This window comes from Pseudomonas sp. A-RE-22, from assembly GCF_019956035.1.
Classification (GTDB): domain Bacteria; phylum Pseudomonadota; class Gammaproteobacteria; order Pseudomonadales; family Pseudomonadaceae; genus Aquipseudomonas; species Aquipseudomonas brassicacearum.
Genome location: NZ_JAHBCZ010000029.1, coordinates 23,485 through 47,700 on the forward strand (window position 1 = coordinate 23,485; position 24,216 = coordinate 47,700).

Genomic DNA, 24,216 nt, shown 5'->3' on the forward strand with positions numbered 1-24,216 from the left:
CCCGGATGGGCGAGCACCGTTGTGTCGCCAGGATAACTACTTGGTCACCAGCTCGACCGGAGTTTCGATAACGCCGTTGATACCGCTGTCAACTTTTTCGCCCTTGAGGATCTTCAGCGCCGTCTCGATGCCGAACACGGCCTGCTTGGCGGCGAACTGGTCGGCCGTCGCCAGGACACGACCATCCTTGAGCATCGGCTTGATGGCATTGATGTTGTCGTAGCCGACTACCTGCACCTTGCCCGCCTTGCCCGCCGCGCGCACGGCCGATACAGCGCCGACCGCCATGCTGTCGTTACCGGCCAGCAGGGCCTTGATGTTCGGGTATTCGCTGAGCATCGACGCGGCAACCTGGTTGCCCTTGTTGATTTCCCAGTCACCCGATTGCAGGGAAACGACCTTGACCTGCGCCGCCTCCATCGCGTCCTTGAAGCCCGCGGTGCGTGCCTGGGCATTGGTGGTGGTGGACACGCCTTCGATGATGCCGACTTCGTCACCGGCCTTGAGCTGCTTGGCCAGGTACTCGCCCACCAGGCGCGCCCCTTTGCGGTTGTCCGGGCCTACGAACGGCACATTGATGTTCTTGCTTTTGACGACGGCCGGATCGAGCTGGTTATCGATGTTGATCACGGTGATGCCAGCGTCGACGGCTTTCTTGATCACCGGCACCATGGCCTTGGAATCCGCTGGCGCGATGATCAGCGCATCGACCTTGGACACGATCATCTGCTCGACGATGCGAATCTGGTTGGCAGTGTCGGTTTCATCCTTGATCCCGTTGGAGATCAGGTCGAAATCGGCGGAGTGTTCCTTCTGATAAGCCTTGGCGCCGTCTTCCATGGTCAGGAAGAACTCGTTGGCCAGGGATTTCATGACCAGGGCGACCTTGGGTTTTTCTGCGGTCTGGGCGAATGCCGAGGAGATAGGCAGCGCAGCGGATGCGGCCGCGAGCATGGCAACAGCGAGAAGGCGTCCAGCGAATGGCAACTTCATGGGTTCACTCCGATCTTATGATTATTGTGAGCAAATCAATGCACGGAACGCCGCGCAAACGTTTGCGTGAAGTGAACTATGGTAAGGCTTCGGAGATTTGTCAACGTTGCGGTTTCATCCGCAACGTCGCAGTTCAGGCCGTCGTATTGACCACCGTACCCGAACTGGCGCCCTTTGCCAGCTCCGTGACCAAACGGCCGGTGACCTCCAGCAACGCGCCACTGGTGTCGGCGATCTGTCCCTGGGCCGCCATGACCGCCGAGGTCTTGGCTTCCGCCGTTGGGTAGTCGCGCGCCTGTGCGGCGGCCAGTTGTTGCTGCTGCTCCCTGAGCTGTTGCTGAAGCTCTTGCATCCGCTTGAGCAAAATCTGGACGGCAATGCTCTGGGTGCTGCCGCTCTCTTGTGCCTGATCGGTCGCTTCCGCGCCCGCCCCCGTACGGACTTTGCCGGGCGTTTGCGTCTCGCCAAGGGCCTCATCGGCGGCCTCGGTACTCGCCTCGTTCAAGGCCTTCAGGGTGGCTGCGGACTGACCGCCGATGGTCACGGCCGCCGCGTTGGGAAAGCCGACTGTAAACGACATGACAAAACTCCATGGGTGGGATTCCTACGCAGGACATCGCCCGCCAAAGCAATTTCTTTAGCGCTCGCGCAAATCCGCCACAGGGCCAGAGCGGTTGATCCACCCATTTATGCCAGCCAATAAAAAATTCCTTTCGCCTACACCAAAACGAAAAAAGTGCTGTCAGACGATTTTCTTGAATTTTAAGCAGTTGCGTAATTGCCTACGGTTAAATACTGTATGCACGTACAGCTTAATAAGGATAATCCTGTGGCCCCGCCCTCCGCTGCAACTACCCCTTTAGATTCCTATACACGACTCGGCCTGCGGGTCTCGAAAATCATCAACGCCCCCACCGCGCAAAAAGCCAAGGCAGCCCTGATCTTCCGTCTTCCCGACGAGCCGGTGGATGAGTGGGAGCGCCTGCTGGAAGAAATCGACGAGAACGACAACGTGACCCTCGCCTATCGCGACGATGGTGGTGTGCAGGTTTTCTGGGTTGTGCCGAAGGAAGATTGAGTCTGATGAGTGTTCGCTGTTTAGCTTTTTTGCTTGTGTTTATCGCCATGGGCGCACAGGCCGGTGCTCCGCGCACCTTCAACGAAGCCAAGAAAGTCGCCTGGAAACTCTACGCGCCACAATCCACCGAGTTTTACTGTGGCTGCAAATACACCGGCAATCGCGTGAACCTGGCCGCCTGCGGTTATGTACCGCGCAAGAATGCCAGCCGTGCCGCCCGTATTGAATGGGAACATATTGTCCCGGCGTGGCAGATCGGCCATCAGCGTCAATGCTGGCAACAAGGGGGTCGCAAGAACTGCACCCGCTATGACCCGGTCTATCAACGGGCCGAGGCCGACCTGCACAACCTGGTGCCGAGCATCGGGGAAGTGAACGGTGATCGCAGCAATTTCAGTTTCGGCTGGCTGCCGGTGCAGAAGGGTCAGTACGGCTCATGCCTGACCCAGGTGGACTTCAAGGCCAAGAAGGTCATGCCCCGCCCTTCTATCCGGGGCATGATCGCCCGGACCTATTTCTACATGAGCAAGCAATATGGCCTGCGCCTCTCGAATCAGGACCGGCGCTTGTATGAGGCCTGGGACAAGACCTACCCGGTCGAAAGCTGGGAGCGTCAGCGCAACCAGAGCGTGGCGTGCGTCATGGGCCGCGGGAACGAGTTCGTGGGGCCGGTGGACATGAAGGCCTGCGGCTGAGCTGGCATTTATGAAACTGTGGGAGCGAGCTTGCTCGCGATAGGGGCATGTCAGTCAACATCAACATTGGCTGATCCACCGCTATCGCGAGCAAGCTCGCTCCCACAGGTTTTGTGGCTTGACTGGCTTATTTGTGCTGCCCGATTACTGGGCCGTCGGGTAATCCACCACCAACGTCTCGATGTTGCGTTTTTTCGCCCGGACCAGGGCAGCCGTCACCTGTTCCTGCTTGGCTTCGGCCTCAGCCTTGGAGCTGAAAGGACCGACCAGGACGCGCTCCTTGCCGTTTTCCCGCACCACGTTCGACATGAAGCTGTGTTCGATGAGCCAACCGGTCAGGTCGCTGACCGCCTGCGGCGTTTCGCCGCGAACCTCGACGGCCCACTGCGGCGCGGCAGCGGCGGCCGGTGCGGAGGTCGCTACGGGTTTGGGTTTCGGTGCTTCGACGTCACGCCCCTCACCGCATCCTGCCAGCACCAATACCGCAATAACCCAAGCCAATTTGCGCACAACGTTTCCCTCGGAAGACATGAGGGACGGATTTTAGCACCCGTGCCCCTCAAGATCGCCGCAAACAGTGCTCAAAACACGAGAATCCTGCCCGGCGTCTCTGTATAGTCGCACCCTGGGAATTAATGCTGCATCTGTACGTCAGAAAGAGGCACCCACATTGTGACACTTAGCACTAATCTATAAGCAGTACCGACATCTGCACTGTCTGAATCAGGTGCCCTATAAAGCAATCAAGGAGAACACCATGCTGATACTCACCCGCAAAGTCGGTGAAAGCATAAACATTGGTGACGACATCACGATCACCATTCTGGGCGTTAGCGGCCAACAGGTCCGGATCGGCATCAACGCCCCGAAAAACGTTGCGGTGCATCGCGAAGAGATTTACCAGCGTATTCAGGCGGGCCTCACTGCCCCCGACAAGCCGCAAACTCCCTGAGCCTTGCTGCAGTCCGTAGCCAGCCCGTTTGCATCGCCGCAATGGCTGGCTAAAGATTCTGGTCGACCGTGTCTTACCCTGCCCATCCCACTTCTTTTCGTCCAGCCCGTTGAACCGATACTAATGACATGGCGCTTAGCATGGCTGTCAGACGTTTCGTTTTAATGATGACGAAGCGGGCGTTCGCGGCCGGTCAACCCAGGCTCACGCCCCGCGCCATGCCCGTGGCGGCGATCATCATCAAGATCAGCAACAAAGCCTCGATGTGGCTGATCCGTGCAAACCGGCCAGCTTTCGAAGGATCGATCGCAGCCCCTTTGCCCAGCGCCATCCGCCATTTGATCAGGGCGATCATTGGCGCGATCTCAAGCAACAGGATCAGCAGGAGCAAGGTCATCTTCAGGTGAAACAGCGGTTGGTGCAGGTAATAATCCGTGCCTTTTTCGTACCCGCCAAACGCCCGCATCCCACCAGTCACCAACAACACCAGCGCCGACAGGCCCCACAGATTGTCAGCGACCAAGACACTCCGAACCGCATCCACACCGCTCGCCAGGCGTCGCAGCGCCGTGCCGCGCGTCAGCACCGCCCAGAACCCGAGGGCGAAGGCCAGCAGATGAATTGCCGCGAGAGACCAATGAGCCAACATGGAAGAACCCTGTCAGAGAGAACGTCGAATCGACCTGACAGTACTAGCTCATAAAACAATGATTGCCAGGCCGGCCACAAAAAATGTGGGAGCGAGCTTGCTCGCGATGGCGGTGTATCAGTCGACAACAATGTTGTCTGACATTCCGCTATCGCGAGCAAGCTCGCTCCCACAGGGGTATTGCGAGCTTTAGAAGATCTTAGTCCGCCAGACGCCAGGTCGTGCCGCCCTTCCCATCTTCCAGCACCACGCCCATGGCGGTTAGCTGGTCGCGGATCCGGTCGGACTCGGCCCAATCCTTGTTGGCGCGCGCAGTCAGGCGCGCCTGGATCAACGCCTCGACTTCGGCGGCGTCCACGCGGCCTTCGGCACCAGCCTGCAGGAAGTCATCGGCTTCGAGCTGCAACACACCCAGTACGCTGGCCAGTTCTTTCAGGCGGGCCGCCAGACCGGCCGCCGCATTGAGATCGCTCTCACGCAGGCGGTTGATCTCACGCACCATCTCGAACAGCACCGCGCACGCTTCCGGCGTGCCGAAGTCGTCGTTCATCACTTCAGTGAAACGCGCCACGAACGCTTCGCCACCGGCAGCCGGCACGCTCGGCAGGCCCTTCAACGCGTGATAGAAACGCTCCAGGGCACCCTTGGCGTCCTTGAGGTTGTCTTCCGAGTAGTTGATGGCGCTGCGGTAATGGCTCGACACCAGCAGGTAACGCACGACTTCCGGGTGGTACTTGTCGAGCACGTCGCGGATGGTGAAGAAGTTGTTCAAGGACTTGGACATCTTCTCGCCGTTGATCCGGATCATGCCGCAATGCATCCAGGCGTTGGCGTAGGTCTTGCCGGTGGCCGCTTCGCTCTGGGCGATTTCGTTTTCGTGGTGCGGGAACTCCAGGTCGCTGCCGCCGCCATGAATGTCGAAGGTCTCGCCCAGGCAGCAGGTGGACATCACCGAGCATTCGATGTGCCAGCCCGGACGCCCGGCGCCCCATGGCGATTCCCAGCTCGGCTCACCCGGCTTGGCGCCCTTCCACAGCACGAAGTCCAGCGGGTCTTCTTTCGACTCGTCGACTTCGATACGCGCGCCGATGCGCAGGTCTTCGATCTTCTTGCGCGACAGCTTGCCGTAGCCCATGAACTTGGCAACGCGGTAGTACACGTCGCCATTGCCCGGTGCGTAGGCGTAGCCCTTGTCGATCAAGGTCTGGATCATGCTCAGCATGCCAGGGATGTGGTCCGTGGCACGGGGCTCCAGGTCCGGCTTGAGGATATTGAGGCGCGCCTCATCCTCGTGCATGGCCTTGATCATGCGCTCGGTCAGCGCATCGTAAGGCTCGCCGTTTTCGCGGGCACGGTTGATGATCTTGTCTTCGATGTCGGTGATGTTGCGCACATAGGTCAGGTCATAACCGCTAAATCGCAGCCAGCGGGTTACCAGGTCGAAGGCGACCATGCTGCGACCATGACCAATGTGGCAGTAGTCGTACACGGTCATGCCGCAGACGTACATGCGGACCTTGTTGCCATCCAGCGGCTTGAAGACTTCTTTGCTCTTGGTGAGCGTGTTGTAGATCGTAAGCACAGGGTTTCCCTTAAGACTTGATCACTGACCCCAGGAGTCGCGCAAGGTCACGGTACGGTTGAATACCGGAGCACCGGGTTTCGAGTCCTTGATATCCGCGCAGAAGTAACCTTCGCGCTCGAACTGGAAACGGTCTTCCGGCTGTGCGTTGCCCAGCGAAGGCTCGGCACGACAACCAGTGAGTACTTGCAGGGAGTCAGGGTTGATGTTGTCCAGGAAGCTGGCGCTGTCTTCGGCCTTTTCCGGGTTCGGCGAACGGAACAGGCGATCGTAGAGGCGCACTTCGCACTCGACGCTGGCGGCGGCCGGCACCCAGTGGATCACGCCCTTGACCTTGCGACCTTCCGGGTTCTTGCCCAGTGTGTCGGGATCGTACGAGCAACGCAGTTCGACGATGTTGCCGTCGGCGTCCTTGATGGCCTCGTCGGCGCGGATCACGTAGCTGCCACGCAGGCGCACTTCGCCGGTAGGCTCCAGGCGCTTGTAGCCTTTAGGCGGCTCTTCCATGAAGTCGTCACGGTCGATGTAGATTTCCCGGGCAAACGGCAGGACGCGCACGCCCATGTCTTCTTTCGGGTGGCGCGGCAGTTCGAGGTTCTCGACCTGGCCTTCCGGGTAATTGGTGATGACCACTTTCAGCGGACGCAGCACGCACATGGCGCGCGGGGCGCTGTGGTCGAGGTCGTCACGGATGCTGAATTCCAGCATGCCGAAGTCCACCACGCCGTCGGAACGGTTGGTGCCGACCATTTCGCAGAAATTGCGGATCGACTTGGGGGTGTAGCCGCGACGACGGAAGCCCGACAGCGTCGACATGCGCGGGTCATCCCAGCCGTTGACGTGCTTCTCGTCCACCAGTTGCTTGAGCTTGCGCTTGCTGGTGATGGTGTAGTTCAGGTTCAGGCGGCTGAATTCGTACTGGCGCGGGGTGGCCGGCACCGGCAGGTGCTCGAGGAACCACTCGTACAACGGACGATGGCTTTCGAACTCCAGGGTGCAGATCGAATGCGTGATGCCTTCGATGGCGTCCGACTGACCGTGGGTGAAGTCATAGTTGGGGTAAATGCACCATTTGTCGCCGGTCTGGTGGTGATGGGCGTGACGGATGCGGTACATGATCGGGTCGCGCAGGTTCATGTTCGGCGAAGCCATGTCGATCTTGGCACGCAGCACCCGAGCGCCGTCCGGGAACTCACCGGCGCGCATACGGGCGAACAGGTCCAGGTTCTCTTCCACGCTGCGGTCACGGAACGGGCTGTTCTTGCCCGGCTCGGTCAGGCTGCCACGGTATTCCTTGGCCTGCTCGGGGGTCAGGTCGCACACGTAGGCGTTGCCGGCCTTGATCAGTTCCACTGCCCAGTCATGCAACTGGTCGAAATATTGCGAGGCGTAGCGCACCTCACCGGACCATTGGAAGCCCAGCCATTTGACGTCGCTTTCGATCGCGTCGATGTATTCCTGGTCTTCCTTGGCCGGGTTGGTGTCGTCGAAACGCAGGTGCGTGACGCCGCCGAACTCCTGGGCCAGGCCGAAATTCACGCAGATCGACTTGGCATGGCCGATGTGCAGGTAGCCGTTGGGTTCTGGCGGGAAGCGAGTGACGATCTGTGTGTGCTTACCCGAGTCCAGGTCCGCCTGGATGATCGGGCGCAGGAAGTTGACCGGCACGGCCGGGCCGGTCTTGGAATTCGAGGTAGGGTCGACAGTGGGCTTGCTCATAGGATCCTTGAACAGACAAGTGCGCGGCCGGGTGCGGCCTGATAAATCAAAGCCCGTATCATAGCCGATGCTGTCAAGCAGCTGACAGGCCAGGCCGGCAAACGATTGAATTTAATCGACGGCCAGATGAAAAACAGCCTCGAAATTCGTGCCCGGCACGCTAAACTGCCCAGCCTGGCCGATTACAGCCAGACCGGTTGCGGGCAGTGAAGCCCCGAAACCCACGAATTCCTTGAAAGAGTACCGATCATGAGCAAAGTCAAACTGACCACCAACCACGGCGACATCGTCCTGCAACTGAACGCCGAGAAGGCACCGCTGACCGTTGCCAACTTCGTCGAGTACGTCAAGGCCGGCCATTACGAAAACACCGTGTTCCACCGCGTCATCGGCAACTTCATGATCCAGGGCGGCGGTTTCGAGCCCGGCATGAAGGAAAAGAAAGACAAGCGCCCAAGCATCCAGAACGAAGCCGACAACGGCCTGCCGAACAAAAAGTACAGCGTTGCCATGGCCCGTACCATGGAGCCGCATTCGGCCTCCGCGCAGTTCTTCATCAACGTGGCGGACAACAGCTTCCTGAACCACAGCGGCAAGACCACCCAGGGCTGGGGCTATGCAGTGTTCGGTGAAGTGATCGAAGGCACCGACGTGGTCGACAAGATCAAAGGCGTTTCCACCACGTCCAAGGCCGGCCACCAGGATGTCCCGGCAGAAGACGTGATCATCGAGAAAGCCGAGATCATTGAGTGATATTGCTGATTTCAGACTTGCATCTGGAAGAGGAGCGCCCGGACATCACCCGGGCGTTTCTGGATTTACTCGCCACACGCGCCCGCTCGGCGCAAGCGTTGTACATTCTGGGCGACTTTTTCGAAGCCTGGATCGGCGACGATGCCATGACGCCGTTCCAGCGTTCCATCTGCCAGGCCCTGCGCGAATTGAGCGACAGCGGCACGGCCATCTTCCTGATGCACGGCAATCGCGACTTCATGCTGGGTCAGGCCTTTTGCAAAGCGGCCGGCTGCACCCTGCTCAAGGACCCGAGTGTCGTGCAGTTCAATGGCGAGCCGGTGCTGCTGATGCACGGCGACAGCCTCTGCACCCGCGACGAAGGCTACATGAAGCTGCGGCGCTGGCTGCGCAACCCGGTCACGCTGTTCGTCCTGCGGCACCTGCCGCTGGGCAGCCGCCAGAAGCTGGCGCGCAAACTGCGCAGCGAAAGCCGCACGCAGACACGCATGAAAGCCAATGACATCGTCGACGTCACGCCCGAAGAGATCCCACGGATCATGCAGCAATACGGCGTGAAGACCTTGATCCACGGCCACACCCATCGGCCCGCCATCCACAAGTTGCAACTGGGCGAACACGCCGCCCGGCGCATTGTGCTGGGGGATTGGGACAAGCAAGGCTGGGCGTTGCAGGTGGACGAACAGGGGTTTGCGTTGGCGCCGTTTGGGTTTGGTAATGCGCAGTTGGCGTTGCCAAGCACCTAAAGACCGCAGATCTCCTTTGTGGGCGCGAGCCTGTGGGAGCAAAGCTTGCTCGCGATGAACGATGACACGGTCTTGCAGTTGAACCATGTCGCCTGCATCGCGGGCAAGCCTTGCTCCCACAGGTACGCTCCCACAGGGTGTTGTGTGTGGATCAATGCCCCGCCGATGCAGGCCCAGCCTTCGCCGCGAACGGCGGCTTCGCCAGCCACACCAGCACGATCAACCCCATGAACGCCCAACCCAGCAGCGTGAAGTAATCCACGGTGGAGAGCATGTACGCCTGGCTGTTGAGGACCTGCTCGAGCCGGGCATAGGCCGGGGCACTCGCACCACCGAGTTGGTTGAGTGCTTCGCGGGTGGCCGGCTCGAAAGTGCTGATGCTTTCGCTCAGGTAGGCGTGATGCTGGTCGGCCCGGCGGATCCAGATCCAGGTGGTCAGGGACGCGGCAAAGCTGCCACCCAGGGTCCGCAGGAACGTCGCCAGCCCCGCGCCGTCGGCAATCTGGTGCGGCGGCAGGTCCGACATCAGGATGCTCAGGGTCGGCATGAAGAACAGCGCCACGCCGATGCCCATGAACAACTGCACCATCGCAATGTGCTGGAAATCCACCTCGTTGGTGAACCCGGCCCGCATGAAGCAGCTCAGGCCGATGGCCAGGAACGCCAGCCCGGCCAACACGCGCAGGTCGAACCGGTGGGCGTACTTGCCGACGAAAGGCGACATCAGCACCGGCAGGATACCGATGGGCGCCACCGCCAGCCCGGCCCAGGTCGCGGTGTAGCCCATCTGGGTCTGCAACCACTGCGGCAGGATCAGGTTGATGCCGAAGAACCCGGCGTAGCCCCCCACCAGCACAATGGTGCCGATGCGAAAGTTGCGATAGGCGAACAGGCGGAGATTGACCACCGGGTGACGGTCGGTCATTTCCCAGATCACGAACACCGCCAGGGCAATGATCGAAATCAGCGCACCAATGATGATGAAGTTCGACTCGAACCAGTCCAGGTCGTTGCCTTTGTCGAGAATCACCTGGAGCGCGCCAACGCCAATGATCAGCGTGATCAACCCCACGTAATCCATCGGTTGATGGCTGGTGACCACCGGCCGCGCCTTGAGCTGCTGTTGCACCACGAGCGCGGCGAAGACGCCGATGGGCACGTTGATGAAGAAGATCCACGGCCAGCTGTAGCTGTCGGTGATCCAGCCGCCGAGGATCGGCCCGGCAATCGGCGCCACCACCGTGACCATCGCCAGCAACGCCAGGGCCATGCCGCGCCTGGCCGGCGGGTACACGGCAATCAGCAAGGTCTGGGTCATCGGGTACAACGGCCCGGCCACCAGCCCTTGAAGTACACGAAAGCCGATCAGCTCCGGCATCGAGGTGGAAATACCACACAAGAACGACGCGAGCACGAACAGCATCGTCGCCCACAAAAACAGTTTCACCTCGCCAAACCGCCGGCTCAGCCAGCCGGTAAGCGGCAAGGCGATGGCGTTGCTCACCGCGAACGAGGTGATCACCCAAGTGCCCTGCTCCGAGCTGACACCCAGGTTGCCGGAAATAGTCGGCAAGGCAACGTTGGCGATGGTGGTGTCGAGCACTTGCATGAACGTCGCAAGCGACAGCCCGATGGTGCTGAGCAACAGGCTGGGCGGCGTGAAAGACGCGTTATTGCTCATTGCGAAATCCTATGAAGCGAAGGTGGCGAAATCCCTTAGGGCAAGACACAAACCCTGTGGGAGCCAGGCTGTTGGCTGTGTGGGAGCAAAGCCAACAGCCTTGCTCCCACAGGTTTCAGAGGTTGGCCTGCAATTGCGATCAGCGCTGCACGGTCTTGCTCGCCACCGCACTGTTGTCGTGGATCAGGCGGGCGATCATCGCGTCGGCATCGGTCAGCTGCTGGTCGTAGACCTGGGTGCTGAACGAGGCTTTCTGCGGTGGCTGCTGGGCCAGTACCGGGCCGCTCTGGTCGTGCAGGTCGACACTGACCAGGGTCGACAGGCCGACCCGCAGCGGATGCTTGGCCAGCTCCTGGGCATTGATGTGAATGCGCACCGGCACCCGCTGGACGATCTTGATCCAGTTACCGGTGGCGTTCTGCGCCGGCAGCAAGGCAAATGCGCTGCCGGTCCCGGCGCCGAGGCTGTCGATGGTGCCGCTGTACTTCACATCGCTGCCGTACAGGTCGGCTTCGATGTCCACTGGCTGGCCGATGCGCATGTCGCGCAGTTGGGTTTCCTTGAAGTTGGCGTCGATCCACAGCTGATCCAGCGGGATCACCGCCATCAACGCCGTACCCGGCTGCACCCGTTGGCCCAGTTGCACGGTGCGCTTGGCGACATAACCGGTGACGGGTGCGATCAAGGTACTGCGGGCGTTGGCCAGGAAGGCCTGGCGCAGTTGCGCGGCGGCGGACTGCACGTCGGGATGGGACGACACCACGGTATCGTCCACCAAGGCGCTGGTGGTCTTGAGCTGTTGCCGGGCATTGGCCAAGGCGTTCTGCGCCGAGGTCAGGTCATCCCGGGCGTGAGACAGTTCCTCCTTGGAAATCGCCCCGCCGGCCGCCAGGTTCTTGCGTCGGCTGTAGTTTTCCTGGGCCTTCTGCACTTCGGCCTCTTGCGCATTGACCTGCGCCCGCATGCCATCGACGTTGCTGTACAAGCCACGCACCTGGCGCACGGTCCGGGCCAGGTTGGCCTGGGCACTTTGCAGCCCGACTTCGGCATCGTTCGGGTCGAACTGCACCAGCACCTGGCCTTCACGCACCAGGTCGCCGTCGTCGGCCCCGATGCTCACCACGGTGCCAGTGACCAGCGGTGTGATCTCCACCACGTTGCCGTTCACATAGGCATCGTCGGTGCTTTCGCTCCAGCGGCCATACAGTTCGTGCCAGGCCCAGACGCCCAGGCCCGAGAGAATGACCAGCAGCGCCAGTGTCAGCAGCATGACCTTGCGCTTGCGTGGGTTGCCGTCCTGCGCATGTTCGGATTGAGTCGTTTCGGCAGTCGCCATGACAAGTACCTCGAATCAGTTATTTGGCGTGGTAGCGGCCGGGGTGGCCGCCGCCAGGGTCTGGGCCTCGAAACCGCCGCCCAGGGCCTGCATCAGTTGGATCGACAAATCGATCTGGTCGGCATTCAGGTTCGCCAGTTGGCGCTGGGCCTGGAGCAATTGCTGCTCGATGCTCAGCACGTCCAGGTAATTACCGATGCCCGAGCCGTAGCGCTGGACCACCGTGTCGTAGGAGCTCTGTGCAATATCAGTGGCATGTTGCTGGGCGCCGATCTGGCGAGCGATGTCACGCAATTGGTTGATGGTGTCGCTGACATCGCCAAGGGCCGTGACCAGGCTCTTGTTGTATTGCGCCACCGCCAGGTCGTAATCGGCGTCCCGGGCATCCAGGTCCGCCCGCAAGCGGCCGCCATCGAAGATCGGCAGCGACACCGTCGGCGCCACATTGAAGAAGCGGCTGGCCGAACCGAACATCGCATCGCCCAGCAACGACCGGGTTCCGGCGGCTGCGCTCAAGTTGAGATTGGGGTAGAAGTTGGTCTTGCCAGCCTCGATGTTCTTGCTCGCCGCCTCGACCCGCCAGCGTGCCGCGACCAGGTCCGGACGCCGCCCCAGCAACTCGGCCGGCAGGTTCGATGGCAAGGCGACCGCGCTGGCTTGCAGCACGTTGGGCCGGGGGATTTCATTGCCGCGGTCCGGCCCCTTGCCCAGCAACACCGCCAGGGCGATCTTGGCGCTTTGCAGGCGTTTCTCTGCGTCGATCAGGGTTGCATCGGCGCTGGCTTCCAAGCTTTCGGTCTGCTGGAACTGATATTCGCTGTCGATCCCGGCAGTGAGGCGGCGCTTGCCCAGGTCGAGCATCTGCCGGGTGCGCTTGAGGTCCTCTGAGGCCAGGTCATAAATGATGTGGGCCTGGCCCAGGTCGCTGTAGGCCCGGGCCACGTCGGCGGCCAGGGTCAGTTGCGCGGCCTGGCGATCGATCTCGGCGGCGCGGGCCTGGCCGAGGGCGGCTTCCCAGGTGGCACGCTGGCCGCCCCAGAGGTCGAAGTTGTAATTGAAGTCCACACCTAACGTGCGCAGGGTGCTGTATGCCCCGCCCTGCCCTTGCGGGTCCTGGTCACGGGACAGGCGCGAACGGCTGGCGCCGCCGCTGGCATCGAGGGTCGGCAGGCGCGCCGCGTTGGCGGCATAGGCGGCGGCACTGGCCTGATGAACCCGGGCGCTGGCGATCTGCATGTCCGGGCTATCGCGCAGGGCTTCACGGATCAGGCCATCGAGTTGCGGGTCGCCGAGGCTCTTCCACCAATCGCTTTTCGGCCACGCGGCCTGCGACAGTGTGACACCGTTCAGCGATTGCCCAGCCTTGAGGCTTTGGGCCTCCAGGCTGACGCCTTCGGTCTTCAGGCCGCTGTAGCTGGCACAGCCAGCCAGGCTCATGGCCAAGACCACCAGGCTTAATCGGGTACGCAAGGTTCTACGCTTCATTTTTCCCCCATTCGCGACACGGTGATGGGGTCACCGGCGGCGAGCAGAATTTTCTTGAGGATCTGTTCGAGGGTTTGCAGCTCCTCGGGGCTGATGGCGCCGGCCAACTGGTTCATGGCTTCGGCACCGATAAACGGCAGGCGATCGGCGAGGGCCTGGCCGGCTTCAGTCAGCACCAGGCGCACTTGCCGGCGGTCCTGGGCGGAGCGTTCACGGGCCAGGAAACCTTTCTGCTCCAGGCGATCGAGCATCCGCGTCATCGAGCCGCTGTCCAGGGACAGGTAACGACACAGCTCGGCCGGCGTCTCGATGCCGTACTGGGCCATGATGATCAACACCTTGAACTGCGCGGCGGTGATGCCGACAGGTTCCATGTGAGTGTCGATGATCCGGTCCTTGAGCAGCGCGGTGCGGCCGAGCAGCATGCCGAGATGGCAATTGTGAAAGTTGTCTGGAGTGAAATGCTTCATCTGACCACCGTTTGCTGCCTAGGCAGTGAATGTATGTCGAGATATTACTGCTTAGGCAGCAAATGTCAATCGAATAGTTAGCTTGCTATTCACATGAAGTGTGTGTGAGCTGGTCCTGTGGGAGCAAGGCTTGCCCGCGATAGCATCACCTCGGTTCGACTGATAGACCGAGTTGCCTATATCGCGGGCAAGCCTTGCTCCCACACAAGCCCGCTCCCACAAAGGGGGGTTCGGGGAAGGTTAGAAATCGCGCTTGTAGAAGATGTCCAGCGAGCTGGCGACGCCGCTCGCGGCTTCGAGGTAGACCTTCTTGCTGAGCTTGTAGCGCAGGGCGATGGTGTTGGCCGGCTCGAACACGCCGACGCCGTAGCGCAGGCTGAGTTTTTCCGACAGGTTGCCGCTGGCGACCACGCTGGTGGCATTGCCGCTGCCCTGGGTGTCGAGCTGGAAATCCTCGATCCCCAGGTTATTGGCCAGGCTGGTGGTCACCCCCGAGCTGCCCATCAACCCCAGGCCCAGCGCTGCCTGGGCGAGCATGTTGTTGTCCTCGCCGGTGGTGCTCAGTGGCCGGCCCAGCACCAGGTAGGACAACGCCTGTTCCTGGCTCATGGCCGGTTCCGAGAAGATTTGCGTGGTCGGTTGCTCGGCGCTGCCGCTCAAGCGGATGCCGGCGATCACGTCATCGGTCTGGCGGATCGCTTCGATGTCCAGGTAGGGCTGGTCGATGGGCCCGGCGAACAGCAGCCGCGCCCGCCGCACCGTCAGCCGTTGCCCGTAGGCCCGATAACGACCGTCGTTGAGCCAGAGCTCGCCGCGGGTGTCCATGTTGTCGCCGATGTGAACCTGGCCCTGCACGTTGGCGGTCAGGCCGAAACCCGAGAACGCGAGCTTGTCCTGGCCGACGATCACGTCGATGTCCATCGCCATGGCCAGCGGCGCCTTGCCCTCTTCGGTCTGGTGGCCGACGATCACCGTGTCATCCGAAACCTTGACGGTGGACGGCGGCAGTTCGCGGATGGTGATCTCGCCTTTGGGCACCAGGACCTTGCCGGCAATGGAAAGCCGCTCACCGTGCATGGTGATGTTCAGGTCGGGCGCCACGTCGAGCACCGCATAAGGCTCGACGGTGACTGGCAGTTGCGAACCCTTGAGGGCCAGGTTCATGGTCAGGGCGTCGCCCCAGCCGATGTTGCCGTTCAGGCTGCCCTGCCCGCTCTTGCCACTTTTCCAATTGCCATTGAGCTGCACCGCTTCGCCGGTAATCGCTGCCCGCATCTGCAAGGCTTCAAGGCTGACCGGCAGTTCCGGGCCAGACACTTCACCGTCGCTGAGCACCAGGTTGCCGTTGACCTGGGGCGCAAGCAGACCACCAGACAAGGTTCCGCTGCCGTTCAGGTGACCGGTGAGGGTTTCCACCATCGGCACGAATGGCCGCGCCACGGACAGGTCCAGGCCGGTCAGGCGGAACGAGCCGCTGATGGGTTTGCTGGCCGGTATGGGGTTGATTTGTGCCTGGAGCATCAGTTCGCCGAGCCTGGCGCCGACGAAATTCAGGTCGGTGTCGATGCGCTTGGGGGTCAGGCGGCTGTTGAGCGTCAGGGTCTGGTAGGGGAAGTCCAGCCATTGCGCCTTATCGCCCTCCTTGTCCCGAATCCGTAAAGTACCGCCGCTGGCGTCCACCAGGATCCGGCCATTCGGACCGCTGGCCGGCAGGTCCAGTTGCAGGTCCGCGTTGAGCCGGCCCTGCCAGGCAAAATCCTTGGGCATCCACTGGGCCAGGCTTTCGATGGGGAACTGCTTGAGGTGATAGCGCAACTTCGGTTCCGGCATCAGCCGCTGGTCCTCACCGCACAGGCTGGCCTCGCCTGAACGCCAGCAATGCGCGCCGACGTTGAGCGTGCCATCGGCCAGGCGCTCCAGTTTAGCCGGGGCTTGCAGGCGCCAGGCTTGACCGCCGGCCTGCACGTCGCCGCTGGCCAGGCGCCCGCGCCAATTGCCTTGGTCGAGCGCGCCATCGAGTGCCAGGGTCGTGTCGAGCTGCGGCCCTTGCAAGTCGAGGTTGAGTGCTTGCCGTTTGATGTCGCCCTGTCCGCTGACCGTCAGCACGCCCAGTGACGTTTCGCCGGCGCGGATACCGCTGGCCTTGAGGTCGAGCTTGCCGCGCTGGGCGCTGTCGAGGATCGCATCCAGGTTCAGGCTTTGCAGGCGGTTGTCCTGGAAGGCCAGTTGCGTGCCTTGCAGGCCGAGCTTGCCTTGGGGGGCTTTGAGCGTGCCGGCCACGTCGACACGGCCGACGACTTGGCCGCGCAATTGCGGCCAGAGCTGAGCCAGGCGTGCGAGCTTGATGTCGATCTGGCCGGTCAGCTTCTCTTGCAGGCTGCCGCTGCCGTTGATGCGGTTATCCCCCAGGCGAATATCCAGCGCGCTGAGCTTCCACTGCTCGCCAGCGCCGCTGGCCTTGGCCTGGAACACCGCGGGCTGGCCACGCAGTTTGCCCTTGAGGTCCAGGTCCGCGTCGAGATCGAGGCGATCGTTCTTCATCATCCCTTTGCTGCGCAACGGCCCGGCCAGGGTCCCGGGCAGTTCGCCAAGCCAATACGCCGGGTTGATGGCCGACAGTTGCAGCGCCGTGTCCCAGGCAATGCCCTCGGCAAATTGCAGGCTCAGGTGCCCTTCGGCCTTGCCCTGCCCCGCCGCGAGCTTGAGCTGCGGCAAATGGATTTGCGTCAGGTCGCCACTGAACGGGCTGCCCAGGCTGAAGGCCCCGGCGGGTCCGTCCAGCGCGGCCTGGAAGTTGCCCAGGTATTGGCCATCGGTGTAGGAGACTTCGCCGTCGAAGCTGCGCAGCGTCACCTGTGGCTCGTCGATCAGCGGATAGAGGCGATGCCAGGGGAAATCCAGCCAGGCGACTTTCGCCTCGGCGCGCAGCCCTTCGCGCCAGTCCAATTGGCCGCAGAGTTTCAGGCTTTGCTGATCGCCGGCATCCAGATCCAGGCCAGCGATCTGCGCGCCGTTGGCGTCCACCGTGCCTTGCAGCAACAACGCCACCGGCCCTTTTTCGGCGGGCAGCGTCGCCTTGCCGAGCAGTTGATAGCCGTTTTTCAGATCGCCTTCGCCGGTCAATTCCAGTTGATTGAGCAACAACGTGTCGGGCAAATCGGCACTAGCCTTGAAGCCGTTGGCGGTGATGCGCACCTTGGCGGGCAGGTTGTCCGCCAACGGTTGCAGCTCACCGCTCAACTGGCCTTGCAGGTAACCGCTGCTGTCGGCCTTGAGGTTGAGGGTCTTGAGCAGGTTGCCGTCGACTTTCAGGTCCAGGGCCCAGGGCGTTGCGCCCGGCGCCGGCAAGGTCAACCGGCCCTCGGCGTTCAACGGCCAGTCGCCGCCCGGCTTCAGCAGACCGGAGAGTTTCAGGCTCAGCTCATCGCGCTGCAACTGCACCGAATCGATCTGCATGCCCGCGGCGGTCCAGTGGGCAACCAATTGCAGGCCCTTGAGCTGCTCGCTGCCGTTGAACGACAGGCTGCCGACCTGCACGTCGCCCAGTTCGATGGCGAGTGGCAAATCCAGGTCCGGCAAGCTGATCGGGCCGCTGCTCGGCTCATCGGCAGAGGCTGGCAATTGCAAGGCGACCTGGTCGGCCTTGAGCTGTTCGATGCACAAGGTCATGCGTGCCAGGCACAGCGGCGACCAGGCGAATATCAGCCGATCCACTTCCACCCGACTGGCGTCCTGCTGCCACAGCAGGTGATCGGCGCTCCACTGCCCGCCCAGCCGCCCCTGGAAATTCTCCACGGTCAGCCCCGGCACCAGGCCGAGGGCCCAACGGCTGCCGAATGCCGTGCCCAGCACCACGCTCAAGGCCAGCACGAGCGCCACCAGCACCCCGGCGAGCGCCAGCAGCGTTATCTTCAAACCACGCGTCACAGCTCAGGCCCCATGGAAAAGTGCAAGCGGATACCACCGTCGTCGTCCATCGCATGGGCCAGGTCGAGGCGAATCGGACCCACCGGCGAAACCCAGCGCACGCCGACGCCTACGCCGGTCTTGAGGCTCGGCAGTTCAAGGCTGTTGAACGAGTTGCCCTGGTCGATGAACGTCGCCACCCGCCATTTTTCCGCGATTGAATATTGATACTCGAGGCTGCCGGCGACCATGTAGCGACCACCGATACGGTCGCCCTCGGCGTTTTCCGGCGACAGGCTCTGGTAGTCGTAACCCCGCACGCTCTGGTCGCCACCAGCAAAAAAGCGCAGGGACGGCGGGATGGATTTGTAGCCATTGGTGGCGCTGCCGCCGATCTGCGCACGCGCCAGCAAACGATGCTTGTCGAACACCGTGGTCAGGCCCTTGACCATGGCGGTGCCGTATAAAAGGTTGTTGTCCGAGCCGAGCCCTTCCTTGGCGACCTTGGTGTCGAACTGCAAGCGGTAACCGTTGTGCGGATCGATGCGGTTGTCGCTGCGCAGGTAGGAATAGCTGAGGCCCGGCATCAGCAGTGTGCTCAGGCCCGCATCGTCGCCGAGGCGATATTCCTCGCGCTGCCACTTGAGCGACACCACCCGCTGCCAGCCGCTGGGCAACTTGCTGTGCCATTCCGGGCCCACGGTGAGCAGTTTGCTGAGGCTGTCGGTGCCGGCCAGTTCTTCATATTGATAACCGCCGGCGTAACGTATCTTGTCGGTCAGCGGCGGATCCAGCGGCACGTCGTACCACAGGCCGACGTTCTGCCGGGGCGCCGACACTTCCGCTTCCCAGCCATAACTGTGGCCCTGGGGGTTGACCCAGTGACGCGTCCAATTGGCTTTGACCCGTGGGCCGACATCGGTGGAAAAACCCAGGCCCAGGCCCATGGTGCGCGGCTTGCGCGTGTCGAGCTTGACCGCCACCGGGATCACGTTGTCAGTGGCCGCCGTCGGTGCGGCATCCACCCGGACGCCTTCGAAATAACCGCTCGATTGCAGGGCCTGGTTGAGCTCTGCAATGAGTTCGGAGTCGTACGCCGTGCCGGCCTTGAACGGCACCATGCGCTGCAGCAGATCTTCGTCGAACGGCGTATCACCCTCAAAACTCACCGGGCCCAAGGCATAGCGCGGGCCGCTGTCGTAAATCAGTTCGATGTCGGCAATGCCCGCCTGGGGGTCAACCAACAGCTTCTGCTGGGTGAAACGCCCGCTGAAAAAACCATAGCGCGAGGCCTGGTTCTGGATGATTCGCTTGGCGTCTTCGTAGCGCCCATGGTTGAGCACCGCGCCGGGCTTGAGGGCGGCGTTGCTGGGTACGCGAAAGGCTTTGAGCGATGCCGCCGGGCCATCAATGCGCACGGTGACGTTGCGCAAATGCACAGGCTCGCCGGGGTCGATGGTCAGCACCAGGCGTGGGTCCTTGCCGCCCTTGACCTCACTGTCGATCTGCGGCTGGTAGTAGCCCAACGCCTGGGCGGCCTTGCGCGCCTGCTCCTCGGCACCACGGCTGAAGCGCAGCAAGGCCTCCTCGTCACGATCACCCACGCCGCCGATGTAACCTTCTACGTTGGCCTTGAGTTCATCGTTGGACGGCTTGACCCGTACTTCCAATTCGCTGTTTGCCAGCGCTGCGCAACTGAGAGACAGCAGGAGCGCGCCACTGGTCATTCTTCCTGGGAGGTTCATGGCGCGGATGCTATCACGAGCGTAGGTGCTTGATAGAGCCGGACATTTCGCAAAAGTTCGCCAGACTACGCCGTTGCGCTTTGCAGGACCTGCGGGTTGGCGTGGAAGAACACATGCTCGCGGATCGGTCCTACCGCCACTTCACCGATTTCCTCGTAACCCTGGCGTTTATAAAACTCAAGGTAACGTGGGTTGCCGGTGTCCAGCACCACGCCCTGGGAATGCTCGTCCACCGCACACCAGTTATGAACCGCTTCGAGCAACTGTTCGCCGAAATGCTTGCCCTGGAACTGTGGATGCACCCCCAGCAGCGGCAATACATGGACCGCATCCGACGGCAGGCAGGCCAGCACCGCCGCGTGGTATTCCAGGTAGCGCCGGGTGCAACGAAAACCAGTGCTCAAGACCATGCGCAGGCGCCAGGCCCAGCTTTCGGTGATGCCCAGGCGCCGCTGCGGCGGGGCGATCAGGGCGATGCCAATCAGGCGGTCGTTGACCAGCAAGCCGATGGCCGGCAGGTCCTGGAGAAAATGCTGCTTGACCAGCTCACGCACCGTGGCCCGTACCCGCTGCTCATAACCGGGACGCTCGGATTCGAACAGGTAGCTGAAAGTCGGCTCGTGGCGATAGGCCTGGTACAGCAACGAGCGGGCTTCACGGGAATAACCACTGTCGAGCATATGGATGTCGGCGATGGCGGTGGCGGTTTCAGGCATGACGGTAGTTCTCCTGGGGCGAGGCTCGATGAGGCCCTGCTCTTATTGAGTACGAACCCGATTGGGTTGCGATCGTTCCTACACCCACAGGACATTAGCAGCGCATTTGTCCTACTGCCACGCTGGCCGTGTTCCGACATGTCAGCTAGCATCGCAGTTTTGCCAGGACAGCCGACCATGAAGATCGTCTCCTTCAACATCAACGGGCTGCGCGCCCGCCCCCATCAGTTGGCGGCGCTGATCGAGAAGCACCAGCCGGACGTGATCGGGCTGCAGGAAACCAAGGTCCACGACGAACAATTCCCCCTGGCCGAGGTGCAGGCCCTGGGCTACCACGTGCATTACCACGGGCAAAAGGGTCATTACGGCGTCGCCCTGCTCTCCCGCCAGGTGCCACTGAGCCTGTACAAGGGCTTCGAGGGCGACGACGAGGACGCCCAGCGGCGCTTCATCTGGGGCACCTTCGCCGATGCCAACGGCGTGCCGGTGACCATCATGAACGGTTATTTCCCACAAGGTGAAAGCCGCGACCACCCGACCAAATTCCCGGCCAAGGAACGTTTCTACAGCGATTTGCAGCAACTGCTGGAAAGCCGCTTCAGCAACGACCAGCCGGTGGTGGTGATGGGCGACGTGAACATTTCCCCGGAAGACTGCGACATCGGCATCGGCCCGGACAACATGAAGCGCTGGCTGAAAACCGGCAAATGCAGCTTCCTGCCGGAAGAACGCGAATGGATGGCCCGCCTGAAGAACTGGGGCCTGGTGGACAGCTTCCGCCACCTGAACCCGGACGTCACCGACCGCTTCAGCTGGTTCGACTACCGCAGCCGCGGTTTCGAGGACGAGCCCAAACGCGGCCTGCGCATCGACCTGATCCTCACCTCCCACGGCCTGCTGCCGCGGGTCAAGGACGCCGGCGTGGACTACGAACTGCGGGGCATGGAAAAACCGTCGGACCATGCGCCGATCTGGTTGCAGTTGAGCTGATCAGCAAAACGGCTCGCCAAAGGCGAGCCTGTCTGTCAGAAAGCACCCAGCTGTTTGAACAGGCTCAAGTTGTCCTCGATGTGCCAGTTGGCGACGATTTTTCCTTGGTCCACCTGATAGATATCCGTCGCGATGAACTCCACGGGTTGGCCCTGGCCCCGGAGCTGGTCAAAGGTGCCGGTGAAATGGCCGCGAAAGCGCAGGTGCACCACGACCCGATCCCCCACCACCAACATCTGTTCCACGACACAACTGAGATCCGGCACTGCGCCACGGAAGGCTCGAGACGCCAGTAACGGTCCTTCCGGGCCTTGCTTGCGCCCGGCAGGTGGCGTCTTGTCGATGAAGCCAGGCGCCAGGGCTTCGCGGGCCAGCGCTTCGTCTCCGGTGTGCCAGAACGTGTCATAACGCCGGGCCGCGAGGATCATGGCGGACGCCTGCCGCGCCGACAGGCTCTGGTCGACAATCAGACTCTGGGGCGCCACGAGCGCATCGGTGGCGGCCGAGGCCCCCAGCGACAGGCCCAGGGCCAGGGAAAAACCGGCCAGGCGCAAGCCGCCAGGCAGGGCAAGGAATGAGAACGGCATGGTAGGTTCCTTCGGGTCGATCAAGGGCCGGGGCCCGGTTTTGTAAAAAGGCTTCAGAGCGTTTCGGCTTCACGCACCGACAGCGCACTGGCGAGGGTGTAGCGGGCAATATCGTCCTTGCGCATGAACGTCACGCCCGGGTGGCTTTTGGCGTAACGCAGGAACTCATCCCAGACCCGCACCATTTGCGGCGTGCCGCTGATACGGTCATGGGCGCTGATCGACATCATTCGCCGCCGTGTGCCGGCTTCTTCGTAGAGTTGGTCGAAATCGAGCTTTACCTGCTCCAGGAAGGCCTGGGGCGAATAATGCCGGCCTTCGATCAGCACGATGTCGTTATTGCGCAATGTGTAGGGGACCACTGCGAAGTCCTTGCCATTGACCGATTCGATGAAGGGCTCGTCGCGACTGACGTCATCGATGTGGTAGAGGTAGCCCAGCTCCTGCAGCAACGCCAGGGTATTGGGCCCCCGGCGCAACCAGTTGCAGTTGTAACCGGTGACCGGCTGCCCGGTGACCTCCTGCACCATCTGGGCGGCCTGGCGCAGGAACGTCCGTTCCTCCTCGCGACTCATCGCAAACTGCGAACTCCAACGCGGGCCATGGCCGGCCGCTTCGTGACCGCGCGCAACAATCTCCCGTGCCAGGGACGGCTGGCGCCGCGCCGCTTCGCCGATCATATGGGACGTGACCTTGACGTCATGGCGGTCCCACAAATCCAGCATGCGTGGGATACCTTCCCGATAGCCGTAGGCAAACCAGGTATTGGTCGCCGGATCGGAGGGGACACCGTCAGGGAAATCCACTGGGGGAAACGGGCTGTCGGTCCCCTTGGGCGGTTGCCCTCCGGCTTCGAATTGCATGGAAATCGAAATCACCAAGCGGGTGTCGCCCGGCCAGAAGCCACTCCTGGAAACGCCGACGGCTTTTGTCGAGATACCGGCCTGCGCCGAGCCCGTCGTCAAAAGGTCCCCCGCTGCCAGCAACGCAGCACCAGCGCTCGCCTGGGCCAGGAAGGTCCTGCGTTCGGGGTTGTGAGTAGCATCGGGTACCTCGGAAATGGCCATGGCGGACTCCTGGAAAAAACACTGAAGTGCAATCGTCTGAGGCACTAAGGTATGCCTTGCGTGTTTTCCTGATAATTGATCAACTGGCGAAAATACATTTCGGAATTACCGAATAATGTTCCTGAAGAACCTCGAGCTTTTTCTACTCATCGTTGAGAAAGGTGGACTCTCTGCTGCCGGCCGGGAGGTGGGGCTGTCCCCCGCTTCGGTCTCGGAACGGCTCGCCACCCTGGAAACCTACTACGGCGCCACCCTGCTCAATCGCACCACGCGTGCGATCAGCCTGACCGACGAAGGCAAGTTGCTGGTCGAAGGGGCCCGCCGGTTACTGGCCGAAGCCGGCGAGTTGCACAGCAGCATTCGCGCCGGCACCCAAACCCTCAGCGGGCCGATTCGCATGAGTGCCCCGCAAGATTTGGGACGCCAATACATCGACCCCATCCTGTCGCGATTTCTCGATGAGCATCCAGATGTCAGCCTGGATTTGGACCTGGGCGACGGCTACGTGGACCTGGTCAGCCAGGGGCTCGATTTTGCCATTCGCTATGGCGCCTTGGCCGACAGCTCACTGCGCGCCAGGCCCTTGGGGGAAAACCGTCGCGTGGTCTGTGCCGCGCCCACTTATCTGGCGCGTCATGGCACGCCAACGCACCCCACCGAACTGACCCGACACGAATGCCTGGTGATGCGCCTGGGCATCAATACGGCGCGGGAATGGACCTTCAGCCGACGCGGCGAGGTGCATCGCGTGTTGGTCCAGGGTCGGCGAATCGCCAATGACGGCGGCCTCGTACGCCAGTGGTGCCTGGAGGGACACGGCATCAGTCTCAAGTCGATCTGGGATGTGCGCGACGATCTCAAGAGCGGGCGGTTGGTGGAGTTACTCCCGGAGTTCACGGCCGGCAGCACGCTACTGCAGATCGTCTACCCGACTGCCCGCGTCCAACCCAAGCGCGTGAGGGCGTTGATCGAACATCTGGTGACCGAGCTGGCAGCAATGGAGTCCGGCGCTTAAGAACGCAATCGCCCTGTCATCGTTTAGTCATCTGCCTGACTTATTCTCCCG

At 61.9% G+C, this 24,216-nt stretch carries 22 protein-coding genes; 7 read left to right on the forward strand and 15 right to left on the reverse strand.

Annotation, left to right across the window (positions count from 1 at the left end; genetic code table 11):
* Positions 1-36: 36 nt before the first annotated feature.
* Complete coding sequence (locus KGA89_RS15525; protein ID WP_013693782.1) at positions 37-993, reverse strand: sugar ABC transporter substrate-binding protein; 957 nt, start codon at positions 991-993, stop codon at positions 37-39.
* Positions 994-1,126: 133 nt separating this feature from the next.
* Positions 1,127-1,573 (reverse strand): hypothetical protein, encoded by a 447-nt coding sequence (locus tag KGA89_RS15530; protein WP_013693783.1) that lies wholly within the window; start codon positions 1,571-1,573, stop codon positions 1,127-1,129.
* A 198-nt stretch (positions 1,574-1,771) separates the two neighbouring features.
* On the opposite strand from KGA89_RS15530, the gene KGA89_RS15535 reads away from it, so the two are divergent.
* Positions 1,772-2,071: a DUF1654 domain-containing protein gene (locus tag KGA89_RS15535; protein WP_027913013.1), complete on the forward strand. Its 300-nt coding sequence runs from the start codon at positions 1,772-1,774 to the stop codon at positions 2,069-2,071.
* A gap of 5 nt (positions 2,072-2,076) precedes the next feature.
* Positions 2,077-2,766 (forward strand): endonuclease, encoded by a 690-nt coding sequence (locus KGA89_RS15540; RefSeq protein ID WP_013693784.1) that lies wholly within the window; start codon positions 2,077-2,079, stop codon positions 2,764-2,766.
* 144 nt (positions 2,767-2,910) lie between these two features.
* Here KGA89_RS15540 and KGA89_RS15545 read toward each other — a convergent pair whose 3' ends face one another.
* Entirely contained in the window at positions 2,911-3,276 is a 366-nt protein-coding gene (locus KGA89_RS15545; protein WP_003203657.1) for a hypothetical protein, read from the reverse strand.
* Positions 3,277-3,523: 247 nt separating this feature from the next.
* On the opposite strand from KGA89_RS15545, the gene csrA reads away from it, so the two are divergent.
* The gene (gene csrA, locus KGA89_RS15550) at positions 3,524-3,718 is read left to right on the forward strand and encodes a carbon storage regulator CsrA (protein WP_003179932.1); all 195 of its coding nucleotides are present in this window, start codon (positions 3,524-3,526) and stop codon (positions 3,716-3,718) included.
* Positions 3,719-3,911: 193 nt separating this feature from the next.
* On the opposite strand, the gene KGA89_RS15555 is transcribed toward csrA, so the two are convergent.
* The 3 genes from KGA89_RS15555 to KGA89_RS15565 form a co-directional block, all read right to left on the reverse strand.
* Positions 3,912-4,367, reverse strand: a complete 456-nt coding sequence (locus KGA89_RS15555; RefSeq protein ID WP_003203659.1) for a DUF2214 family protein — start codon at positions 4,365-4,367, stop codon at positions 3,912-3,914.
* Between the two features lie 199 nt (positions 4,368-4,566).
* Complete coding sequence (gene cysS, locus KGA89_RS15560; protein WP_003203662.1) at positions 4,567-5,949, reverse strand: cysteine--tRNA ligase; 1,383 nt, start codon at positions 5,947-5,949, stop codon at positions 4,567-4,569.
* A 21-nt stretch (positions 5,950-5,970) separates the two neighbouring features.
* Positions 5,971-7,668: a glutamine--tRNA ligase/YqeY domain fusion protein gene (locus KGA89_RS15565; RefSeq protein ID WP_003203664.1), complete on the reverse strand. Its 1,698-nt coding sequence runs from the start codon at positions 7,666-7,668 to the stop codon at positions 5,971-5,973.
* Positions 7,669-7,917: 249 nt separating this feature from the next.
* On the opposite strand from KGA89_RS15565, the gene KGA89_RS15570 reads away from it, so the two are divergent.
* On the forward strand, positions 7,918-8,421 hold the full coding sequence (locus tag KGA89_RS15570; protein WP_003203665.1) for a peptidylprolyl isomerase: 504 nt from the start codon (positions 7,918-7,920) through the stop codon (positions 8,419-8,421).
* On the forward strand, positions 8,418-9,167 hold the full coding sequence (lpxH, locus tag KGA89_RS15575) for a UDP-2,3-diacylglucosamine diphosphatase (RefSeq protein WP_003203667.1): 750 nt from the start codon (positions 8,418-8,420) through the stop codon (positions 9,165-9,167). Before KGA89_RS15570 ends, lpxH begins: the two co-directional genes overlap by 4 nt.
* A gap of 151 nt (positions 9,168-9,318) precedes the next feature.
* Here lpxH and KGA89_RS15580 read toward each other — a convergent pair whose 3' ends face one another.
* From KGA89_RS15580 to KGA89_RS15610, 7 genes are all read right to left on the reverse strand, one after another.
* The gene (locus KGA89_RS15580) at positions 9,319-10,848 is read right to left on the reverse strand and encodes a DHA2 family efflux MFS transporter permease subunit (RefSeq protein WP_003203669.1); all 1,530 of its coding nucleotides are present in this window, start codon (positions 10,846-10,848) and stop codon (positions 9,319-9,321) included.
* Between the two features lie 139 nt (positions 10,849-10,987).
* On the reverse strand, positions 10,988-12,184 hold the full coding sequence (locus KGA89_RS15585) for an HlyD family efflux transporter periplasmic adaptor subunit (protein ID WP_003203671.1): 1,197 nt from the start codon (positions 12,182-12,184) through the stop codon (positions 10,988-10,990).
* Between the two features lie 15 nt (positions 12,185-12,199).
* Positions 12,200-13,669: an efflux transporter outer membrane subunit gene (locus tag KGA89_RS15590; protein ID WP_013693786.1), complete on the reverse strand. Its 1,470-nt coding sequence runs from the start codon at positions 13,667-13,669 to the stop codon at positions 12,200-12,202.
* The gene (locus KGA89_RS15595; RefSeq protein WP_013693787.1) at positions 13,666-14,139 is read right to left on the reverse strand and encodes a MarR family winged helix-turn-helix transcriptional regulator; all 474 of its coding nucleotides are present in this window, start codon (positions 14,137-14,139) and stop codon (positions 13,666-13,668) included. The genes KGA89_RS15590 and KGA89_RS15595 overlap by 4 nt, the downstream gene beginning before the upstream one ends.
* 240 nt (positions 14,140-14,379) lie before the next feature.
* A complete protein-coding gene (locus KGA89_RS15600; protein ID WP_223471992.1) occupies positions 14,380-18,066 on the reverse strand; it encodes a translocation/assembly module TamB domain-containing protein in 3,687 nt (1,228 codons plus the stop codon).
* On the reverse strand, positions 18,063-19,790 hold the full coding sequence (locus KGA89_RS15605) for an autotransporter assembly complex protein TamA (protein WP_003203680.1): 1,728 nt from the start codon (positions 19,788-19,790) through the stop codon (positions 18,063-18,065). Before KGA89_RS15605 ends, KGA89_RS15600 begins: the two co-directional genes overlap by 4 nt.
* 65 nt (positions 19,791-19,855) lie before the next feature.
* A complete protein-coding gene (locus KGA89_RS15610; RefSeq protein WP_003203682.1) occupies positions 19,856-20,506 on the reverse strand; it encodes a GNAT family N-acetyltransferase in 651 nt (216 codons plus the stop codon).
* 177 nt (positions 20,507-20,683) lie between these two features.
* On the opposite strand from KGA89_RS15610, the gene xthA reads away from it, so the two are divergent.
* Positions 20,684-21,496: an exodeoxyribonuclease III gene (xthA, locus tag KGA89_RS15615; protein ID WP_223471993.1), complete on the forward strand. Its 813-nt coding sequence runs from the start codon at positions 20,684-20,686 to the stop codon at positions 21,494-21,496.
* 35 nt (positions 21,497-21,531) lie between these two features.
* Here xthA and KGA89_RS15620 read toward each other — a convergent pair whose 3' ends face one another.
* Both KGA89_RS15620 and KGA89_RS15625 read right to left on the reverse strand, forming a co-directional pair.
* Positions 21,532-22,083 (reverse strand): ester cyclase, encoded by a 552-nt coding sequence (locus KGA89_RS15620; RefSeq protein WP_223471994.1) that lies wholly within the window; start codon positions 22,081-22,083, stop codon positions 21,532-21,534.
* Between the two features lie 53 nt (positions 22,084-22,136).
* Positions 22,137-23,150 (reverse strand): polysaccharide deacetylase family protein, encoded by a 1,014-nt coding sequence (locus KGA89_RS15625; protein WP_039012630.1) that lies wholly within the window; start codon positions 23,148-23,150, stop codon positions 22,137-22,139.
* A gap of 115 nt (positions 23,151-23,265) precedes the next feature.
* On the opposite strand from KGA89_RS15625, the gene KGA89_RS15630 reads away from it, so the two are divergent.
* The gene (locus tag KGA89_RS15630) at positions 23,266-24,165 is read left to right on the forward strand and encodes a LysR family transcriptional regulator (RefSeq protein WP_013693793.1); all 900 of its coding nucleotides are present in this window, start codon (positions 23,266-23,268) and stop codon (positions 24,163-24,165) included.
* Positions 24,166-24,216: the final 51 nt, after the last annotated feature.

Excerpts from the sequence above, each read along its gene's own strand:
- KGA89_RS15530 (WP_013693783.1), bottom strand. The coding sequence starts at position 1,573 with ATGTCGTTTACAGTCGGCTTTCCCAACGCGGCGGCCGTGACCATCGGC.
- KGA89_RS15565 (WP_003203664.1), bottom strand. The coding sequence starts at position 7,668 with ATGAGCAAGCCCACTGTCGACCCTACCTCGAATTCCAAGACCGGCCCG.
- KGA89_RS15625 (WP_039012630.1), bottom strand. The coding sequence starts at position 23,150 with ATGGCCATTTCCGAGGTACCCGATGCTACTCACAACCCCGAACGCAGG.
- KGA89_RS15610 (WP_003203682.1), bottom strand. The coding sequence starts at position 20,506 with ATGCCTGAAACCGCCACCGCCATCGCCGACATCCATATGCTCGACAGT.
- KGA89_RS15620 (WP_223471994.1), bottom strand. The coding sequence starts at position 22,083 with ATGCCGTTCTCATTCCTTGCCCTGCCTGGCGGCTTGCGCCTGGCCGGT.
- KGA89_RS15630 (WP_013693793.1), top strand. The coding sequence starts at position 23,266 with ATGTTCCTGAAGAACCTCGAGCTTTTTCTACTCATCGTTGAGAAAGGT.
- KGA89_RS15585 (WP_003203671.1), bottom strand. The coding sequence starts at position 12,184 with ATGGCGACTGCCGAAACGACTCAATCCGAACATGCGCAGGACGGCAAC.
- KGA89_RS15595 (WP_013693787.1), bottom strand. The coding sequence starts at position 14,139 with ATGAAGCATTTCACTCCAGACAACTTTCACAATTGCCATCTCGGCATG.
- KGA89_RS15570 (WP_003203665.1), top strand. The coding sequence starts at position 7,918 with ATGAGCAAAGTCAAACTGACCACCAACCACGGCGACATCGTCCTGCAA.
- KGA89_RS15580 (WP_003203669.1), bottom strand. The coding sequence starts at position 10,848 with ATGAGCAATAACGCGTCTTTCACGCCGCCCAGCCTGTTGCTCAGCACC.
- KGA89_RS15605 (WP_003203680.1), bottom strand. The coding sequence starts at position 19,790 with ATGAACCTCCCAGGAAGAATGACCAGTGGCGCGCTCCTGCTGTCTCTC.
- KGA89_RS15590 (WP_013693786.1), bottom strand. The coding sequence starts at position 13,669 with ATGAAGCGTAGAACCTTGCGTACCCGATTAAGCCTGGTGGTCTTGGCC.
- KGA89_RS15555 (WP_003203659.1), bottom strand. The coding sequence starts at position 4,367 with ATGTTGGCTCATTGGTCTCTCGCGGCAATTCATCTGCTGGCCTTCGCC.
- KGA89_RS15540 (WP_013693784.1), top strand. The coding sequence starts at position 2,077 with ATGAGTGTTCGCTGTTTAGCTTTTTTGCTTGTGTTTATCGCCATGGGC.
- KGA89_RS15525 (WP_013693782.1), bottom strand. The coding sequence starts at position 993 with ATGAAGTTGCCATTCGCTGGACGCCTTCTCGCTGTTGCCATGCTCGCG.
- xthA (WP_223471993.1), top strand. The coding sequence starts at position 20,684 with ATGAAGATCGTCTCCTTCAACATCAACGGGCTGCGCGCCCGCCCCCAT.
- csrA (WP_003179932.1), top strand. The coding sequence starts at position 3,524 with ATGCTGATACTCACCCGCAAAGTCGGTGAAAGCATAAACATTGGTGAC.